The organism is Cupriavidus sp. DF5525, from assembly GCF_040149425.2.
GTDB classification, from domain to species: Bacteria; Pseudomonadota; Gammaproteobacteria; order Burkholderiales; family Burkholderiaceae; genus Cupriavidus; species Cupriavidus pickettii_A.
The window spans coordinates 2,349,961-2,366,126 of sequence record NZ_CP168266.1 but is presented as its reverse complement, the minus strand read 5'-3'; the positions used below and the strand labels follow the sequence as shown (position 1 = coordinate 2,366,126).

The 16,166-nt window shown below is 68.8% G+C and carries 16 protein-coding genes and 1 pseudogene; 4 read left to right on the top strand and 13 right to left on the bottom strand.

The window, feature by feature from the left end:
• The first annotated feature begins 52 nt into the window (after nt 1-52).
• From pip to ABNX08_RS32000, 3 genes and pseudogenes are all read left to right on the top strand, one after another.
• Nucleotides 53-1,009 (top strand): prolyl aminopeptidase, encoded by a 957-nt coding sequence (pip, locus tag ABNX08_RS32010; RefSeq protein ID WP_349605167.1) that lies wholly within the window; start codon nt 53-55, stop codon nt 1,007-1,009.
• A 40-nt stretch (nt 1,010-1,049) separates the two neighbouring features.
• On the top strand, nt 1,050-1,703 hold the full coding sequence (locus tag ABNX08_RS32005; RefSeq protein WP_022539816.1) for a glutathione S-transferase family protein: 654 nt from the start codon (nt 1,050-1,052) through the stop codon (nt 1,701-1,703).
• A 74-nt stretch (nt 1,704-1,777) separates the two neighbouring features.
• Nucleotides 1,778-1,948: pseudogene (locus ABNX08_RS32000) on the top strand (LysR family transcriptional regulator); the annotation flags it as partial.
• Between the two features lie 153 nt (nt 1,949-2,101).
• Here the strand turns inward: ABNX08_RS32000 and ABNX08_RS31995 are convergent.
• The 10 genes from ABNX08_RS31995 to ABNX08_RS31950 are packed head-to-tail and all read right to left on the bottom strand — an operon-like array spanning nt 2,102 to nt 11,493.
• Nucleotides 2,102-3,313 carry a cation:proton antiporter gene (locus ABNX08_RS31995; RefSeq protein WP_022539814.1) on the bottom strand — a complete coding sequence of 404 codons (1,212 nt, stop codon included), beginning with the start codon at nt 3,311-3,313 and terminating at the stop codon, nt 2,102-2,104.
• Nucleotides 3,314-3,332: 19 nt separating this feature from the next.
• Nucleotides 3,333-4,880 (bottom strand): histidine ammonia-lyase, encoded by a 1,548-nt coding sequence (gene hutH / locus ABNX08_RS31990; RefSeq protein ID WP_022539813.1) that lies wholly within the window; start codon nt 4,878-4,880, stop codon nt 3,333-3,335.
• Nucleotides 4,881-4,895: 15 nt separating this feature from the next.
• Nucleotides 4,896-5,585, bottom strand: coding sequence for a 4'-phosphopantetheinyl transferase superfamily protein (locus ABNX08_RS31985; protein ID WP_022539812.1), 690 nt, complete (start codon nt 5,583-5,585; stop codon nt 4,896-4,898).
• Nucleotides 5,585-6,034, bottom strand: a complete 450-nt coding sequence (locus tag ABNX08_RS31980) for a hypothetical protein (protein ID WP_022539811.1) — start codon at nt 6,032-6,034, stop codon at nt 5,585-5,587. The genes ABNX08_RS31985 and ABNX08_RS31980 overlap by 1 nt, the downstream gene beginning before the upstream one ends.
• Before the next feature lie 39 nt (nt 6,035-6,073).
• Entirely contained in the window at nt 6,074-7,303 is a 1,230-nt protein-coding gene (locus ABNX08_RS31975) for a beta-ketoacyl-ACP synthase (protein ID WP_022539810.1), read from the bottom strand.
• On the bottom strand, nt 7,300-8,031 hold the full coding sequence (fabG, locus tag ABNX08_RS31970) for a 3-oxoacyl-ACP reductase FabG (protein ID WP_022539809.1): 732 nt from the start codon (nt 8,029-8,031) through the stop codon (nt 7,300-7,302). The genes ABNX08_RS31975 and fabG overlap by 4 nt, the downstream gene beginning before the upstream one ends.
• Nucleotides 8,028-8,492 (bottom strand): hotdog family protein, encoded by a 465-nt coding sequence (locus ABNX08_RS31965; protein ID WP_022539808.1) that lies wholly within the window; start codon nt 8,490-8,492, stop codon nt 8,028-8,030. Before ABNX08_RS31965 ends, fabG begins: the two co-directional genes overlap by 4 nt.
• 3 nt (nt 8,493-8,495) lie before the next feature.
• On the bottom strand, nt 8,496-9,683 hold the full coding sequence (locus ABNX08_RS31960; protein ID WP_022539807.1) for a beta-ketoacyl-ACP synthase: 1,188 nt from the start codon (nt 9,681-9,683) through the stop codon (nt 8,496-8,498).
• Nucleotides 9,680-10,264, bottom strand: coding sequence for a DUF3261 domain-containing protein (locus ABNX08_RS31955; RefSeq protein ID WP_022539806.1), 585 nt, complete (start codon nt 10,262-10,264; stop codon nt 9,680-9,682). Before ABNX08_RS31955 ends, ABNX08_RS31960 begins: the two co-directional genes overlap by 4 nt.
• Complete coding sequence (locus tag ABNX08_RS31950; RefSeq protein WP_022539805.1) at nt 10,264-11,493, bottom strand: NAD(P)/FAD-dependent oxidoreductase; 1,230 nt, start codon at nt 11,491-11,493, stop codon at nt 10,264-10,266. The genes ABNX08_RS31955 and ABNX08_RS31950 overlap by 1 nt, the downstream gene beginning before the upstream one ends.
• Before the next feature lie 98 nt (nt 11,494-11,591).
• On the opposite strand from ABNX08_RS31950, the gene ABNX08_RS31945 reads away from it, so the two are divergent.
• Nucleotides 11,592-12,641 carry an RNA-guided endonuclease TnpB family protein gene (locus ABNX08_RS31945; RefSeq protein ID WP_041681325.1) on the top strand — a complete coding sequence of 350 codons (1,050 nt, stop codon included), beginning with the start codon at nt 11,592-11,594 and terminating at the stop codon, nt 12,639-12,641.
• A 78-nt stretch (nt 12,642-12,719) separates the two neighbouring features.
• Here ABNX08_RS31945 and ABNX08_RS31940 read toward each other — a convergent pair whose 3' ends face one another.
• The 3 genes from ABNX08_RS31940 to ABNX08_RS31930 are packed head-to-tail and all read right to left on the bottom strand — an operon-like array spanning nt 12,720 to nt 16,145.
• The gene (locus tag ABNX08_RS31940) at nt 12,720-15,119 is read right to left on the bottom strand and encodes an MMPL family transporter (protein WP_022539804.1); all 2,400 of its coding nucleotides are present in this window, start codon (nt 15,117-15,119) and stop codon (nt 12,720-12,722) included.
• Nucleotides 15,112-15,732: an outer membrane lipoprotein carrier protein LolA gene (locus ABNX08_RS31935; protein WP_022539803.1), complete on the bottom strand. Its 621-nt coding sequence runs from the start codon at nt 15,730-15,732 to the stop codon at nt 15,112-15,114. Before ABNX08_RS31935 ends, ABNX08_RS31940 begins: the two co-directional genes overlap by 8 nt.
• The gene (locus tag ABNX08_RS31930; protein ID WP_022539802.1) at nt 15,729-16,145 is read right to left on the bottom strand and encodes a thioesterase family protein; all 417 of its coding nucleotides are present in this window, start codon (nt 16,143-16,145) and stop codon (nt 15,729-15,731) included. Before ABNX08_RS31930 ends, ABNX08_RS31935 begins: the two co-directional genes overlap by 4 nt.
• Nucleotides 16,146-16,166 lie beyond the last annotated feature (21 nt).

Below are 16,166 nucleotides of genomic sequence, written 5' to 3'. Positions count from 1 at the left end.
CTATCCCCACCGGCGTACACTGTTGCATCCCGACCTCCGGAGACCCGCGCCCATGTCCGCCCTGCGCACCCTCTACCCCGAAATCGAGCCCTATCAGACCGGCATGCTGGACGTCGGTGACGGGCACGTCATCCACTACGAGCGCGTCGGCACGCCCGGCGCCAAGCCGGCGGTGTTCCTGCACGGCGGGCCAGGTGGCGGGATTTCGGCGGACCATCGGCGGCTGTTCGATCCGGCGCGCTATGACGTGCTGCTGTTCGACCAGCGCGGCTGCGGAAGCTCGACGCCGCATGCGGGGCTGGAGGCCAACACCACCTGGCACCTGGTGGACGATATCGAGCGCCTGCGCGCGCTGGTGGACGTGGAGCGCTGGCTGGTGTTCGGCGGCTCGTGGGGCTCGACGCTGGCGCTGGCGTATGCGCAGAAGCATCCGGAGCGTGTCAGCGAGCTGGTGCTGCGCGGCATCTACACGGTATCGCAGGCAGAGCTGGACTGGTACTACCAGTACGGCGTGTCGGAGATGTTCCCCGAGAAGTGGGAGCGCTTCCAGGCGCCGGTGCCCGAAGCCGAGCGCGGCAACATGATGGCCGCCTACCGCAAGCTGCTCACCGGCGACGACAAGGACAAGCAGGTGGAAGCGGCGCGCGCTTGGAGCGTGTGGGAAGGGGAGACGATCACCCTGCTGCCGGATGCCGACAACAGCGCCAAGCATGCCGACGGCCATTTTGCGCTGGCCTTTGCGCGGCTGGAGAATCATTACTTCACTCACCGCTGCTGGCTGGAAGACGGGCAACTGCTGCGCGATGCGCACAAGCTGACCGGCATCCCCGGTGTCATCGTACACGGCCGCTACGATATGCCTTGCCCGGTGCGCTATGCCTATGCGCTGCATCAGGCGTGGCCGAAGGCCGATTTCCATCTGATCGAAGGCGCCGGCCATGCGTGGACGGAGGCGGGCATTCTCGACCAGCTGATCGCCGCGACCGACCGCTTCGCGGCAGCGGGATGACCGACTGGCCGCGTACAACCACAAAACCAGGAGACAACGCATGCAACTGTTTGCCCACCCGTTCTCTTCCTACTGCCAGAAAGTCCTGATCGCGCTGTACGAGAACGCGATCCCGTTCGAGTTCCGCATGCTGTCGCCCGACCATGAGCAGAACATGGTTGAGCACGCCGAACTGTGGCCGCTCAAGCGCATGCCGGTGCTGGTCGATGACGACCGCATCGTGCTCGAATCCAGCATCATCATCGAATACCTGGAGATTCATCACCCCGGCCCGGTGCGTTGGCTGCCTCAATCGGCCGACGCGGCGCTCGAGGTCCGCCTGCTCGACCGTTTCTTCGATCAGTACGTGATGACGCCGATGCAGCGCATCGTGTTCGATTTCATCCGCCCTGAGGAGCATCGCGATGCCTTTGGCGTGGCCGAGGCGCGCAAACAGCTCGAGACAGCCTACGCATGGCTGGAACAAACGCTGGCCGGCCGTGAATGGGCCGCTGGCAGTGACTTCACGCTGGCCGACTGCGCGGCGGCGCCCTCGCTGTTCTATGCCGACTGGGTGCATCCGATCCCCGCGGATTGCGCCAACTTGCGCGCCTACCGCAGCCGGCTGCTGGCGCGGCCGTCGTTTGCGCGCGCAGTGGAAGACGCACGTCCGTACCGCGGGTTCTTCCCGCCCGGCGCACCGGACCGGGACTGAGCGCAGGCCCCCGGAGATTCGCCGATGGACCGCCTTGCCGCGATGGAAACCTATGTCAGCGCGGTCGAGGCCGGCTCGTTCTCGGGCGCGTGCGCGCGGTGCTGACCGACTGGACGCTGCCGCCGGTCGACCTGTGGGCAGTGTTTCCGTCAGGCCGGTTGGCCACCTCGAAGGCGCGCGCGTTCGTGGCCTTCGTCGAGGAAATCCTTGCCAATGCGGGCCATGCCGGGGCCGCGCAGCCATGACACGGCCCCACATGCCGCTCAGGCGGTCGCCGCAGCCCGCTGCAGCAACGGCAGCATCTCCGACGGATCGGGCCGTTGGGTGTAGTCGTCTACCTGGGGGCGGAGATCGCGCGCTTGCCGGTCACGCCGGCGTGAGCAGGCGCGCTGGGGCGCTCAACGCACGCGTCCCCGCGCTACTAGAACCGTGAGCGGCCGCGCCAGCAGCGTGCTGGCCAGCGCCATCAGCAGCAAACCGGAAAACGCCGTCGTGCTGATGATGCGTGCGTCCAGCAGCACGGTCAGCACCACCACCTCGACCAGCCCCTTGGTCTGCAGCAGTGCGCCCAGCGCCAGCGCATCGGACCAGCCCATGCCCGAGCGCCGCGCAGGAACCGCCACGCCGGCCATCTTGCCGGCAATGGCGATGGCCAGCGACACCGCCGCGATCAGCAACGCCATGGGATTGTGCAGCGAGATCTCCGTACGCAGCCCGGCGGCGAGGAAGAAGAAGGGCAACAACACCACCACCGTCACCGGTTCGAGCTGCTGGCGCACGCGCTGGGCTTCGCGCGTGGGCCACACCAGCCCGGCCACGAAGCCGCCCATCACGTGGTGCAGCCCGGCCAGCTCGCCCAGGAATGCCGACGCCAGCACCAGGAACAGTGCCAGCGCCAGCAGCAGCTCGGTCTCGGGCGGCCGGCGGCGCAGCAGCCAGGCCAGCGCGGGGCGCACCGCCAGGAACATGAATGCCAGGTAGGCCCCGGCACGGGCGGTCACGGTGGCGACGCCGTCATTGCCGCCGTGCTGCAGCAGCACCACCGTCAGGAACAGCCACACCCAGGCATCGTTGACCGCCGCGCAGCGCAGCGCCAGCTGGCCCAGCGGCGTGCCGGTCAGGCGCATCTCGCGCAGCACCGCGCCCAGCACCGGCAGCGCCGTGACGGCAGTGCAGATGCCCATGGCGCAGGCGAACCAGTAAGGATCGGTGCGTTCGCCGCCCACCGGCCAGCCGGCTCCCATCATCCACCACCCGGCTGCGGCGCCGAGCGCGAACGGCACGGCGATGCTGCCCAGCGAGATCTGCACGGTCGCGCGCCATTGCGCGGGCACGCTGTCCTCGCGCAGGTGCAGGCCGGTCAGGAAGCAGAACAGCGTCACCGCCAGCCACTGCAGCCCGGACAGCATCGGCAGGTGGTCGGGCCCGAACAGCGCGGTCCAGCCCTGCGGCGCGAGCTGCCCGAATACCGACGGGCCCAGCAGGATGCCGGCCAGCACCTGCACGCAGACTAGTGGGAACACCGACTGCAGGCCGGCGCCGCGCCACAGCAGGTAGGGCAGTGCGACCACCAGCATCGCCTGCAGGAAGAAGATACTGACTGCGTTCATTGCGCGGTCCTCCTGGTACTTACCATTTCGCCTCTCGCACTTCCTGCAGCAGGCGGCGCAGCTCGGGTTCGAGTGCGCGGTCCTGCACGATCAGCGGGATCTCCGCCTGCAGCCGCTCGGCCAGCGGCTGCAGCGGTTGCGGCAGCGTATAGCCAGTGCGCAGGCGCAGCGCGATGCCCTGGCGCACCGCGACCAGCATCGCGGCCGCCACCTGCTCTGTGAGTTCCAGCACGCGCAGGCAATCGCGACTGGCGATGGTGCCCATGCTGACCTTGTCCTGGTTATGGCATTCGGTCGAGCGCGAGAACGCGGTCGCCGGCATGGTGTGCTTGAGTGCCTCGGCAGTCCATGCCGAGGCACCGATCTGCACCGCTTTCAGGCCGTGGTTCAGCGGCGCGTCGGCACCGGTGGCGCCAGACAGGTTGGCCGGCAGCCCGTTGTTGTAGCGCGGATCGACCAGCGTGGCGAGCTGGCGGTCCATCAGGTCGGCGACGCTGGCGACCGCGGTCTTGAGCGCGTCCATGGCGAAGGCGATATGCCCGCCGTAGAAGTGGCCGCCGTGCAGCAGGCGCTCTTCGTCGGGTTCGACCAGCGGGTTGTCGTTGGCGCTGTTCAGTTCGGTCTCGATCCAGCGCCGCGACCAGTCGAGCGCGTCTTCCAGCACGCCGATCACGTGCGGCGCGCAGCGCAGCGAGTAGCGGTCCTGCAGCCGGTTGGCGTGCCGCGGCGCGCGCGAGTCGCCCAGCAGGTGGCGGATGCGCTGCGCGGCGCGCTTCTGGCCGGGGTGCGGCTTGGCGTCGAACAGCGTGGCGTCGTAGTGGTAGGGGTTGCCGTCCACCGCCGCCACCGCGGCGGCCGTCAGCGTGGCGGCCAGCTTCGCCAGGTTGGCGGCGCGCTGCCACGCGAGGCAGGCCAGGCCGGTCATCACCGCGGTGCCGTTCATGATCGCCAGCGCTTCCTTGGGGCGCAGCCGCAGCGGCTCGCGGCCGATCGCGGCCAATGCTTCGGCGGCGGGCTGGCGCCGGCCCTGGTACACCACCTCGCGCTCGCCGCACAGCGCCGCCGCGACATACGACAGCGGCGTCAGGTCGCCGCTGGCGCCGACCGATCCCTCGGCGGGAATGCACGGAAGCACGTCATGGGCGAGAAACGCGGCGAGCTGCTCCAGCAGCGCGGGGCTGACCGCCGAATAGCCCTGGCATAGCGAGGCCAGCCGGGCGGCGAGCACGGCGCGGATCTCGTTGGCGTCCAGCAGCCGGCCCAGCCCGCAGCCGTGGAAGGTGTACAGGTGCACCGGCAGCTCGTAGGCGCGTGCCACCGGGACCGTGGTCTCGCACGAATCGCCGTAGCCGGTGGTGACGCCGTAGACGCGGCCGTCCTCCTGCAGCAGCCGGTCCAGGAAAGCCATGCCGCGCGTGATGCGGGCGCGGAAGGCCGGCGCATCGGACAGCATGGCACCAGCGCGGCGGTGCGCCAGTGCGGCCACCGCTTCGATGGTCAGGGGCGTGCCGTCAAAGACCACCGACGTGGCGGTGTTGGCGGCATCGAACGCAAAGTGTTCAGACATCGGTTCAGGCATTCATCATTGCAGCGGCGCGGTGCCGGAGGGCACGAGCCGCCAGTAGCGGGGAACGGGCATTCCCGGCGCGGTCATGGCACGCAGGTCGTCAGAACAGAGTGCGAGCACGTGGTTGTCGTGCAGCCACGTACAGGCATTGGCGTCCTGCGCGCCCGACGCCGCCTCGATCCCGAGCCCATGGCCCAGCATGGTGGCAAACAAGCCACCGCCGTGGCGCTTGAGTCCCGCCTCCTTCAGCGTCCACGCATGCGCAAACCGGTGCACGGTATCCGCCGGAGCGGCGGTGTGGTCGGCGAGCGCGGCACGCTCGACGTCCGTGGTGATCGCGTCATACAGCGCATCCAGTCCCTTGCGCGACCGGCACGGTTCGAGATCGAGTCCGAGCGCAGCGACGCTCACTGCGCAGGCAACCAGGTCGCCGCTGTGGGAAATCGACAGCTTCGCGGGCACGCCACCGGATACCACCGGCGCGGCATCGGCGCCGCCCGTCAGCATCCAGTCCCGCCACGCGCCGCCGAACGCTTCGGCCAGCAGCGCACGCGCCAGCCAGCGGCCGGCGACGAACTGGCCGCGCCGCCGCGCCGCCTGCATCGCGGCCAGGCGCGCCAGTTCGCCTTCAGACATCCATGACTGCGCGTCGGGCGCCTGCGCGGCAAGTTCCGTCACGCCCCCAAGGCGCAGCCAGGTGGTCATTACTGCGCGATCCTGGCGTAGGTGCCCTTGAGCGCAACGCCCACCACCACGGCGCCGGCGTGGCATTCGTAGTCGGTCGGGCTGGCGACTTCGTTCTTCTTGTAGTAGCTGACGATGTCGATCACCGCATTGGCGCCCTGCGACTTGGCCGTGTCCTGCAGCGCGATCAGCGCCGACAGCGCGGCCCAGCGGCAGCCGTCTTCATCGCTCTTGCCCACGCCGTTGGTCTTGCGGTTGGAGACGCCCGAATCCATGCGCTGCAGCACCTTGGGGGTCTTCTGGCCGGAGAGGTAGAAGCGGAAGGAATCGTCGAGCTTTTCCTTGGCCTCGGGCATGTCGAGCACTTCCTGCAGCGGCATCATGTACTTGGTGTCGCGTGCGTGCGCGGGAGCCGACAGCAAGGCGCTGGCGCACAGGGTGATGGCAACGACAGAGAGAGCGGATTTCAAAGATCTTCCTTTTTGTTGGTTGGCAATCTAGAAAGGACTTCAGTCTTCCCAACGGCGGAACACCAGCGAGGTGTTGATCCCGCCAAAAGCGAAGTTGTTGCTCATCACGTAGTCCACGTCCAGCTGGCGCGGCGTTTCCATGATGTAGTCGAGGGGCGCGCAGCGCGGGTCGGGCGTGCTCAGGTTCAGCGTGGGCGCGAACCAGCCGTCGCGCATCATTTCGATGGTCATCCAGGCTTCCAGCGCGCCGCAGGCGCCCAGCGTATGGCCCATGTAGCTCTTGAGCGAGCTGACCGGCATCGAAGGACCGAACACCGCATGCGTGGCGTGCGATTCGGCGATGTCGCCGTGGTCGGTGGCGGTGCCATGCGCGTTGACGTAGCCGATGCGGCCGGGCTCGAGGCCCGCGTCTTCCAGCGCCAGGCGCATCGCCACGGCCATGGTTTCGGCCTTGGGCTGGGTCACGTGCGCGCCATCGCTGTTGGTGCCGAAGCCGACGATCTCCGCCAGGATGCGCGCGCCGCGCGCCTGCGCGTGCTCCAGTTCCTCCAGCACCAGCGTGCCCGCGCCTTCTCCAAGCACCAGGCCATCGCGCGCGCTGTCGAACGGGCGCGGGGTGGCCTGCGGGGTGTCGTTGCAGGTGCTGGTGGCAAAGAGCGTATCGAACACCGCCGCCTCGGTGGCGTCGAGTTCTTCGGCGCCGCCCGCGAGCATCGCCACCTGGCGGCCGGAGCGGATCGCCTCGTAGGCGTAGCCGATGCCCTGGCTGCCTGAGGTGCAGGCGCTCGACGTGGTCACGATGCGGCCGGTGATGCCGAAGAACACGCCGATATTGACGGCCGTGGTGTGCGGCATCATGCGGATATAGGTGGTTGCGCTGATGTCCTCGGTAGTGCGCTCGCTCCGCATGCGGCCGAAGTCGGCGACCGCCTCGGGGGTGCCGGTGGACGACCCATAGGCGATGCCGAGCTTGCCGCTGGCCAGCAGCGGGTCGCCCACGAGGCCGGCGTCCTGCAACGCGGCTTCGCTGGCCAGCACCGACATCAGCGCCACCTTGCCCATCGAGCGCGTCAGCTTGCGCGTGTAATGCGCCGGCAGCACCAGCGGCGGCACGGGTGCGCCCAGCATCGTGTTCAGGCCCTTGATGCCTTCCCAGTCCGGCATGCGCACGACCGCGCTGCGGCCGGATTCCAGGGTGCTGCGCACCGCGGCCCAGTCATTGCCCAGCGCACAGACTGCGCCGGTTCCGGTGACAACGACGCGCTTCATCCGAACATGCCCCCATTGACCGAGATCACCTGGCGCGTGATATAGCCCGCGTCGGGCGACATCAGGAAGGCCACCGTGGCGGCCACCTCATCCGGCGTGCCCAGGCGGCGCGCCGGGATCATGCGCAGCGCTTCGTCGCGCACGTGCTGCTCGACCATGTCGGTGTCGATCAGCCCGGGCGCGACGCAGTTGACGGTGATCGCGCGCTTGGCGAGCTCGATCGCCAGCGCCTTGGTGGCGCCGATGATGCCGGCCTTGGCCGCGCTGTAGTTGGTCTGGCCGCGGTTGCCCACCAGCCCCGACACTGACGACAGCGTGACGATGCGGCCCGGCTGGCGCCGCTGCACCATTGGCATCACCACCGGGTTGAGCACGTTGTAGAAGGCATCGAGGTTGGTGTGGATCACCTCGTCCCACTCGGCGCCGCTCATCGCCGGGAAGGCCGCGTCGCGCGCCAGGCCTGCGTTGCAAACCACGCCGTAGTAGCAGTCATGCGCGGCGATGTCGGCCAGCAGCACGGCGGCGGCTTCCTCGCGCCGGGCCACGTCGAAGGACAGCACACGGGACTTGCGGCCGCAGGCGCGTACCGCGTCGGCGACGGATTCGGCCTCTTCGCGGCGCGCGCGGCAATGCACCACCACGTCATAGCCGTCGCGGGCCAGCCGCAGGGCGATGGCGCGTCCGATGCCGCGGGACGAGCCCGTGACCAGCACGGTCGGATTGGTCATAACTCTTGTCCTTGCAGAAAGGCCTGCGCATCCGCAGGCTGGAAGACGGAGACATTGGCGCGGGCGACCTCGCGGCCATCGAGCGCCAGCCGGCAGGCGAACTGGCCCAGGCCGTTGTCGCCGGTCAGCTCCGCCTGCACGCTGATCGTGAGTTCGCTGCCGACGGGAAAGGCCGGCACGTCGCATTCATAGCGGCGCGAACCCAGCAGGAAGCCGATGCCCGGCGGGCGTCCCGCGCGCCGGTCGCGCACGCCGGCCCACGCGGCGATGGCCTGCGCCATGTATTCGATGCCGACCCAGCCGGGCATGCCGGCGGGATCGACGAAGAGTTGCCCGGGCCGCACCGTCGCACGTGCGGTGCAGCCGTTGTCGTCGGCCTGCACCAGTGCGTCGAGCAGCAGCATGGCGCCGCCGTGGGGCACCACTTGGGCGATGGGCGGCAGGGTTTGCAGATCTTGCATGGTTTATCCCTCCCCCAGCACCAGCACGCAGTTGCTGCCGCCAAAAGCGAACGAATGGCTCATCACGTAGCGCGGTGCGCGCCCGAGCGTGCTGCCCGGGCCGGCGACGTGCAGCACTGGCAGCGCGGCATCGGCCGCGCCGTCCCACCAGTGCGGCGGCAGCTTGCCATGCGGATTGCCGTTCAGCGTCAGCCACATCAATGCGGCTTCGATTGCGCCGGCCGCACCGAGCGTGTGGCCGGTCAGCGGCTTGGTGGAGCTCACGGGCACCTCGCGGCCGAGCACGTCGGCGACAGCATGTGCTTCCATCACGTCGTTGGCCGGCGTGGCGGTGCCATGCAGGTTCACATAGTCGATCGCCTCTGCGCCGATGCCCGCCCGCGCCAGCGCCTGCTGCATCGCCAGGCGCGCGCCCTTGCCCTGCGGGTCCGGTGCGGAGACATGGAACGCATCCGATGACTCGCCCCAGCCGGGCAGGCGCACCGGGCCCGGCTCGCGCGACATCAGGAACAGCGCCGCGCCTTCGCCAAGGTTGATGCCGTTGCGGTTGGCCGACAGCGGATTGCAGCGCGCCGCGCTGACCGATTCGAGCGCGGAAAAGCCGGCTACGGTAAAGGCACACAGCGTATCGACGCCGCCGGCAAGCACCACGTCAGCCAGCCCATGGCGCAGCAGCCGTGCGCCGGCGGCAAGTGCCTTGGCGCTCGATGAGCATGCGGTCGAAATGGTGTAGGCCGGCCCCTTCGTTCCCAGCACTCCTGCGAGGAAGCTCGCCGGCGAGCCCAGCTCCTGCTGGCCGTAGTGGTAGCTCTGCGGGAAGGCATTGCCGCGCACCAGCGCCTGCACCGCCAACTCGCCTTCGCGGATGCCGGAGGTGCTGGTGCCCATCACCACCGCCACGCGCGCGGGACCGACACGGGCGATCGCGTCATCCACCGCCGGGCGCACCTGCGCCAGTGCGTCGAGCAGCATGGCGTTGTTGCGGCTGCGATGGCGCGGGTCGGTGTGCGCCGGCGCAGCATCGTCCGCAAGATCGTTCACCGTGCCGAGCAGCAGCTGGCGGCCCGGGCTGTAGCGGTCGGTGACTTCACCGGCCAAGGGGGCGTCTGCCTGCCACATGGCTTCGCGCACGGCATCCTGCCCGCGGCCGAGCGCACAGCGGATGCCGACGGTGTTCAGGAACGCCGTCATGCCGCACCGCCTTGCGCCGGAAGGTTGCGGATCGTCAGCCGGTAGCCGTCGCGGTACTGCACGAACAGCGTGGTGGCCGCATCCGGAAAACGGATCTCGGCAACGGTTTCGGTGCCCTGGCGCAACTGGCGCAGTGCGGGTGTTGCGTCGAAGCTCCATCCCGCGGGCAATGCGGCGCGGATCGCGTCAGCCGGCCACAGCGACAACTGCAGGTCGCTCAGGATGCGCTCCGGCTGCAGTTCCGCGGGCGCCCATGGCGAGCGCGAGACCTGCAGGTTCGTCCCGTCCCAGCTCAGCCGCGCCAGCACCTGCCCGCCGGCCACGGCTGCGAGCCGCGTGTGCGCGGCATCGGCTTCCAGCAGCGCCATCAGCTCGCGGCGCTCGGTGCGGCCCTGCAACTGGAACTCGACGATGATGTGCTGCTGCAGCTTCAGTTCGCGCTGCAGCGATGCCGGCGGCAGGCGCAGCAAGGCCGTGGCACCGGGCTGCGGCGCGGCGTGCTCGGGGGCGGCACCCGGGGCGGCACAGCCCGCTGCCAGGGCAGCGGCCAACACCAGCGCGGACAAGGTAAGGCGGCGCATCAGACCTTGCAGAACTCTTCCAACACCGCCAGCCGGCGGCGCGGCTCGGCGACGAAGGGATTGTTGCGGTCCCATGCGTAGCCGGCCAGGATCGCGGAGATCATGCCGCGGATTTCCGGGGTGGCGTTGGGGTGGAAGATCAGCTTCTGGAAACGGCCTTCGTACCAGGCTTCGACAAAGACGCGGAAGCAGTCCACGCCGGCCTTGAGCGGTTGCGCGAACTCCTTCTCCCAGTCCACGGTCTCGCCGGAAAGCTGGCGCACCAGGCATTGCGCGGCGAGGCTGGCCGACTTGAAGGCGATGGTGACGCCGGAGGAGAACACCGGGTCGAGGAACTCGCCGGCATTGCCGAGCAGCGCATAGCCGTTGCCCCACAGCGATTTCACATTGGCCGAGTAGCCTGCGATCTGGCGCGCCGGGGTGTCCCATTGCGCATTGGCGAGCAGCCCGGCCAGGCCCGGCTCCTCGTTCACCAGCGCTTGCAGGCGCTCGGTCTCGGTGCCGGTGTAGCGGTCCAGGAAGGCCTTCTCGGCAACCACGCCCTGCGAGCAGCGGCCGTCGGAGAACGGGATGGTCCAGTACCAGACGTCCTGGTGTTCTGGATGCACGCTGATCAGGATCTTGTTGCGATCGAACTCGCCCGGCGCGATGTGGTCTTCCACGTGCGTGAAGATCGCGCTGCGCACCGGGAAGCCCGACGGCGATTCCAGGTTCAGCAGGCGCGGCAGGATGCGGCCGAAGCCGGAGGCATCGAGCAAGAACTTCGCGCGCACCGTGTACTGGCTGCCGTCCGGCGCGCGCACGGTGACCTCGGGCTGCGCGCCACTCACGTCGACGTTCTCGACCAGGTGCGAGAAGCGCACCTCCGCGCCCTGGCGTGCGGCGTCGCGGATCAGCACGTCGTCAAAGCGCGCGCGCTGCACTTGGTAGGTGGTGCCCCAGCCGGGCGAGAACTTCTCGCGGAAGTCGAACGCGGTCTGCTGCGTGCCGCGCGAGAAGGCGGCGCCGTTCTTGTACTGGAAGCCCGCTTCCACCACCGCGCGCAGCATGCCGGCCTCTTCGATATAGGCCATGCTCTGCGGCAGCAGGCTTTCGCCGATCGAAAAGCGTGGGAACGTCTCCTTCTCGATCACCAGCACCGGGATTCCGTGCTTGCGCAGCAAGCCGGCCGCGACCGAGCCCGCAGGGCCTGCGCCGATGATGACGACATCCGTGGTTTCCGTTTTCATCAGACTTGCTCCGAGAAACCCCGCCCTTCAGGGCCTTCAGGGCGGGGAGTGAAAGGAGCGCCGCCGACAGGCGGCATTCCCAAGTTAGAATGGCCGGCATGCTTCTCGTCTATCGCTACCGGGTGAAGTCGCTGAACGGCCTGCTCAATCAGCAGAGCCGCGTAGTGAACTACGTCTGGAACTTCTGCAATGATACGCAGAAGCACGCGCTCAAATGGGGCAAAAAATGGCCTACGGGCTTCGATCTGAACGTGCTGACGACCGGCAGCAGCAAGGAGCTCGGCATCCATTCGGGTACCGTCAATGCGGTTTGCGAGCAGTACGCCAAGTCGCGTAGCCAGCATCGCCGGCCCTATTTGCGCTATCGCGGCCGCAGATCCCTCGGCTGGGTGCCGCTCAAGGGCCGGGATCTCAAGCGCTCGGGCGACGCATTCCGCTTTGCCGGCAGCACATTTCGCGTGTTCAACTCGAGGCCCCTTCCCGAGGGCAAGATCAAGGACGGCACGAATTTCTCGCGCGACGCCCGGGGCAATTGGTTCCTGAACATCGTGATTGAAGTTGCCGACACTCAGGCCCGCTGCCCGGAACGCGGCGTCGGCATCGATCTGGGCTTGAAGGACCTTGCCACACTCTCCACCGGCGAGAAGATCGGGAATCCGCGCCACCTTGGCCAACTTGAGCAAGCCCTTGCCAAAGCGCAGCGTGCGCGCAAGAAACGACAGGCCACCAACGTCCACGCGCGCATCACCAATGCGCGGCGTGACTTCCTGCACAAGCTCTCGCATCGCATCGTGCGGGACTTCGACTACATCGCGGTGGGTAATGTGAATGCCGCCAGCCTCGCCAGAACCAGCATGGCGAAGTCCGTCCTCGATGCAGGCTGGTCGTCCTTCCGCACAATGCTCGCGTACAAGGCGATTGCGCATGGCGCGTGGTACGAGGAAGTCGACGAACGTTTCACCACCCAGGTCTGCTCTTCGTGTGACACGATGCCGCCGGAGAGGCCGAAAGGTATCGCAGACCTTGGAATAAGGCAGTGGGTATGCAGTCGATGCGGTGCTGTACATGATCGCGATGTGAACGCTGCGCTAAATATCCTTGCCCGATCGGGACATCGATCGCCTGCAGAGGGAATCTCCTCCCTTTAGAGCCTAGGGAGGAGAGGATGTCAAAAGCTTCAATCTCAATACTCAGGGACTGCGAGATGACGGGAACAGGCTCGTGGCTCAGTGCCCGCCATGCGAATTTCCTTGCTGCGCCAGCGGCCGGAACCAGGGCGACAGCACCCAGACCGCGCCGACGCCGGCCAGCATGGTGACGCCGAAGGCATGCAGCGCCGGCGTGGACGACAGCGCCAGCAGGCCGAAGGCGAGCAGCGTACTTGCGGCGCCCAGCACGATCGCCGTCCACGATACGCCATCGCCGGGGTGCTCCAGCAGGAAGATGCCGTAGTCGACGCCGACGCCAAGCAGCAGCGCCAGCGCCAGCACCGGGAACAGCTGCAACGGCACGTGCAGCCAGCCCAGCAGCGCCACGCTGAACAGCGCCGCCAGCAGGGTCGGCACCAGCGCGCGCCAGGCGGCGCGGCCGTAACGCCACGCCAGCAGCACCGAGACCGCGGCGGCGCCGGCCAGCAGCAGCCAGGTCATCAGCACGCGGTAATGGTGCAGCAAGCCGGACAGGTCCGCCACCCGGTCGACCCATTCGACGCCCGCTACGCCGGCCACGGCGGCCTGCACCTTGGGCATGGTCTTCGGGTCGTCCAGGCCGCGCAGCAGCATCACGCTGGCGTAATTGCCGTCCTTGCCTTCGCGGCCCACCCACAGGTGGCGCAGGGCTTCCGATACCGGATGGGCCAGCCACACCGGCAAGGTCAGCACTTCGTCCGGTCCGGCCATTTCGGTGCTGGCAGCGTGGCTGGCGGCCGTGCCGGTCACGTGCGCGACGCGCTCGCGCACCTGCGCCTCCAGCATCGATGCGAGCGCCGCGTCTGCACGCTGGCGTGCCGCCGAGGGGACCCAGTCGGACAGCGCGACAAAGCCGTCGATGCCGCCGTCCGCCATGATGCCAGCCAGCGCCGTCTTGGCGGCTTCCTCTCGCTGCAGCACCTGGTCGGCAGAGTCGCCGCGCACCAGCAGGAACTGGGCCGGGCTGGGGCTGCCGAGCAGGCGGCCGGCGGTGCGCTGGGCTTCGATCAGCGCTGGGGGCGAGCTTTGCAGCTGGCGCACGTCGTCCACCACCTTCACCTGCAGCAGGCCCGGCACGATAAAGGCGGCGAGCATGGCTGCCAGCAGCAACGTGCGGCGATCGGCGCGTGCGCGCGGCCACCGCGCCAGGCTGTCTGCCAGCCACGCGGACAGCCGCGTCGGCCGCAGGCTGCCGCGGTCGAGCAGCGGGAACCACAGCACCACGGTCAGGAATGCAGCGACCAGGCCTACCGCCGAGAACAGCGCCATCTGCCGCAGCCCCGGGAACGGCGCGATGCCCAGCGCCAGGTAGGCGACCACGCTGGTGGAGAGCGCCAGCGTCATGCCCGGCAGCAGCCGGCGCATTACGCCCGCCGGCGTGCGCCGGCCATCGGCCTGCCGCGTCACGAAGTAGTGGATGCCATAGTCCTCGGCGACGCCAACCAGGCTGGCGCCGAACACCAGTGTAATCAGGTGGACGCGCTCGAACACGGCGCCGGTCACGGAGATCGCCGCGGCGGTGCCGATCAACAGCGACAGCGCCACCAGCACGATCGGGCGCAGCGAGCGGAAGGCCAGCCACACCAGCAGCAACACCGCCGCCAGCGAGCCCAGCCCGATCGCGTTCATCTCGAAGCTGGCCTGCGCCGCCGCCGTCTCGGCGTGCAGCGGGATGCCGGCCATCACCACGCGCACCGCATCTTGTCCCTGGCGCGCGCTGGTATTGGCCGTGGCCAGCAGGTCGCCGTAGTCGGTATCGCCGCTGACCGAGAACGCGGGCTTGCTGATGCGATAGGTGAGCAGCACCCAGTGCATGCCTTCGGCCGAGAACGCCGCCAGCCCGTCGCGCTCGCGCACGCGGGTCAGGTCCGCGCGCGACAGCCACCAGCCCTGCCACAGCCCCAGCGGATCGGCCGACCAGCCCGACAGGCTGGTGCCGGCCGAGAACTGGTACAGCCGCGCCAGCGCCTGCTGCGCCAGCGTGTCGGCATCGGCGCGGCCGAGCATGGCGCGCTGGGCGTCGGTCAGCAGGTGGTCGCGCCAGGGGCGGTAGAAGGACAGCGCAGCGTCGAAGTCGAAGGCGGCGATCCTGTCGACCGGGCGCAGCAGCTCGGAATGCGCGCCGGTGGCCTGGCCGAAGCGCTGCGCGGCCGTCTTTGCCTGCTGCCAGTCGGGCGCGCCGACCAGCACGATGATCTCGCGCGAGACGCCGTCGGCCAGCTGGCGCAGCACGCGGTCGGCGGTGGCGGTGCGCTCGCTGCCGGGCAGCAGCGCCATCACGTCGGTATCGATGCGCGCGCTGCGCCAGAAGCTGGCCTGGTGCAAGGCCAGCGCCAGCACGGCCAGCAGCCAGGCGAACGCCAGCACGCGGGCCAGCGGCGCCATGCCCGCCAGGCCGGCGCGGGCACGGACCGGAACGCGGTTGGCGGAATCACTCAAAGCGCTGCGCCTCCGCGGCGGAAAGTCTTGGCGCCGCCACCGGCTCGAGCAGGCGGATCTGGGTGGCATCACCGCCCGCCTCTTCCAGCCGGATGCTGCGCACGAAGCGGTCGCCGCTCAGCTCGATGCGGGCAAAGGCGCGCCGGATGCCGCTGTCGGTGGGCGTCAGCGTCAGTGCCCAGCTGTCCTTGCCAGCCAGCTTCGCATCCAGCGCAAAGCGCGTCGACAACTTCGACAGGTCGCCACGCAGCACCGCGATCATCGATTCGCCGACAACGCGCATCGCCGGCTGCTCGTCGGCGGCAAGACGCTGCTGCACCTGGCCGTCGGCGCCGCGCACCACCAGTTGCGTGGGCGTTACCAGCAGGCTCGACACGATCGGTTCGCGCGTGGTCCAGGCCAGCCCGCGTTCGCGGGCCAGCACGAAGTCGCCGCGCGAGAGCAGCGGATTGGTAAAGCCCGCAAGCTGCCGCTTCTGCTCGAAGCGGCCGCGGATCACCGGCGCATCGGCCAGCCGTGCGGCGATGGCGCCGAGCGTATCGGCAGCCTGCGCCGGCAACGCCGGCACGCAGGCAAGCGCCGCGAGGGCGGCCAGCAAGGTGCGGCGCTTCATGGCTTCACCCCCAGCCGTTCCCACAGCACCGGCGGACACTCGTAGCACATCTCGCCGGTGCGCATGTCCACTGCTACCTGCACCGAATAGCCCTTGGTCAGGCGCTCGCCGGTGGTGGCATCGCGCAGCACGTAGTCGATCTTGAGCCGGTTTTCCCACTCGACGATGGTGGCACGCACGATCACGGTTTGTCCGTAGACCAGCGGGCGCACGTAGCGCAGGCGCAGGTCGACCACCGGCCACGCATAGCCGGAATCGCGCATCGCGGGATAGTCGTACTGGAACCGCGCCAGCAGCGCGCAGCGCGCCTGCTCCAGGTAGCGCACATAGTTGCCGTGCCACACCACGTCCATCGGGTCGAGGTCGTGGAAGGCGGGGCTGAGGGTGATCTCGTGGCTGAGGTCTGGGGTCATGGCGCTGTGAGGGTCGGTCGC